Genomic DNA, 1,761 nt, shown 5'->3' on the forward strand with positions numbered 1-1,761 from the left:
GCCCGATCTCTTTTAATCCTTTGTCCAGCAGAGGAGCGTGTTCCTCAATTAATTTGAGGATAAGTTCAATCCGCCAGATAAACATGCCGCTGTTCCACAGGTAGTCCCCGCTGGCCAGAAAATCCAAAGCGCGCTTGTGGTCAGGCTTTTCTAAAAAGCGGGTGACACGGGAAACAGGTATTCCCTCATAATAGTCCAGCAAATCGCCGCGCTGTATATATCCATAGCCGGTTTCAGGGCTGTGCGGGGTGATGCCCAGGGTAACAATACAGTTTGACTTCCCGGCGGCGGCAGCGGCAGCGCTTTGTAAAACCTCATGGAAACGGGGGACATTACCTATGTAATGATCCGCCGGCAGCACGATCATTACTTCATGAGGATTTTTTTGCGCCAGAATTAATGCAGCCAGCCCTATAGCGGCGGCTGTGTCACGGCCAAAAGGTTCGAAAATAATATTCTCTCCGGGAAGATGTGGTATTTGTTCAGAAATAATGTTTTTAAACTCTGAGCCGGCCACGATATATGTGTTGTCTATGCCAACGAGCTTTTCAACCCGTTCCACAGTCAGCTGAAGCATTGTTTTATCACCGATAAGGTTTAAAAATTGTTTAGGCTTGGCCATTCTGCTGAGCGGCCAGAATCTTTCACCCTTTCCGCCTGCCATTATAACTGCAAAGGGCATTGACATCCCTCCTTTTCCTTGCCAGGATAATTATACCATATTGAAATTGCTTTTAATGAAAAAATGCTTACAGATTGTGTTATAAATAAATGTAGTTTATAATTTGTATTAGAGTTAAATAATAAGTGCTTTCTCCTGACATTTCACGACAGGATTATCAAGATAGATTAATTTATTTATAACTCAAATTAATTGAATTATTTCTATATAAACAGATAGGTCCAAAAGATCTAAAAAAAAAGGGGAATGTTTGGTGAATAACCCTCGGACGCTTCTAATTTTATTTGCCCTGGCTTTTCTTGCTATTCAGGTCATAAGCTTTATGAGCGGAATATCAAAACATGAGGAAAGAATGGCGAAGCTTGAAAAACAGCTCGTTCAGTTTGAAACAAAAGGTACATATATAGATCTGAAATCTGATCCCGCTGTAAAATTGAAGGAAGAAAAGACGAGATTTAAAGCTGAAACGATGAGTTTTGTTGTTAAGGTCCTGATCATTTCCGGAGCGACAGCGTTCGTTTACGCCATGATGAAGAACGACCGGGGACAAAAAAGCGGATAAAAAACGGCGCCAGGCGCCGTTTTTTTATAAAATTAAATAGAATAGCACGACAGAAAGGAGGGCGGCGCCCGCCGCCAGGGAGCAGGCCAAATAACGCGTTGTCCGGTTAAAGCCGTCCAGCCGAGAAAGCTCTTTTTCCATCTGGGTCAGCTTCTGGTTTATTTGTTGTATTTCCCTGTTAACGTTATCCGCCCTGTCAGCGGACGGAGCCACCATTTTTTTGTGTATGGTTGATGCCAGCGAACTTATCAGCTCAGATTGATTCGGAAGTTTTTCAATAGTCATCTTAATTTCCTCCGCCGGCCTGGTTGATAGCGTCTCTTATGGCAGTGAGTATAACCAGGGGTAATTTTTGGACCTCGCCTTCCAACGTCTCCAGCCTTTCTAATATTTCAGTGATTCTCACCTGGTTTCCGGCTTCCAATTCTTCCAGGCGGGAGGCTATTTTACTGTTTCCGTCAATAACAGGCTGTACCATTTTGGCTTTCAGTCCAAGAAGAATATCACCAAGCATCTT

At 43.4% G+C, this 1,761-nt stretch carries 4 protein-coding genes; 1 reads left to right on the forward strand and 3 read right to left on the reverse strand.

Annotated elements, in window-relative coordinates; translation table 11 throughout:
- On the reverse strand, positions 1-682 hold a 682-nt coding region (locus NC238_00835; GenBank protein MCM1564501.1), incomplete at its 3' end, for a sugar phosphate nucleotidyltransferase.
- Between the two features lie 253 nt (positions 683-935).
- Here NC238_00835 and NC238_00840 point away from each other — a divergent pair.
- Positions 936-1,244 (forward strand): hypothetical protein, encoded by a 309-nt coding sequence (locus tag NC238_00840; GenBank protein ID MCM1564502.1) that lies wholly within the window; start codon positions 936-938, stop codon positions 1,242-1,244.
- Positions 1,245-1,268: 24 nt separating this feature from the next.
- On the opposite strand, the gene NC238_00845 is transcribed toward NC238_00840, so the two are convergent.
- Together NC238_00845 and NC238_00850 are read right to left on the reverse strand one after the other, a co-directional pair.
- Entirely contained in the window at positions 1,269-1,529 is a 261-nt protein-coding gene (locus NC238_00845) for a hypothetical protein (GenBank protein ID MCM1564503.1), read from the reverse strand.
- Position 1,530: 1 nt separating this feature from the next.
- A partial coding sequence (locus NC238_00850) for a hypothetical protein (protein MCM1564504.1) occupies positions 1,531-1,761 on the reverse strand: 231 nt, incomplete at its 5' end.

The organism is Dehalobacter sp. (assembly GCA_023667845.1).
Lineage (GTDB): Bacteria > Bacillota > Desulfitobacteriia > Desulfitobacteriales > Syntrophobotulaceae > Dehalobacter.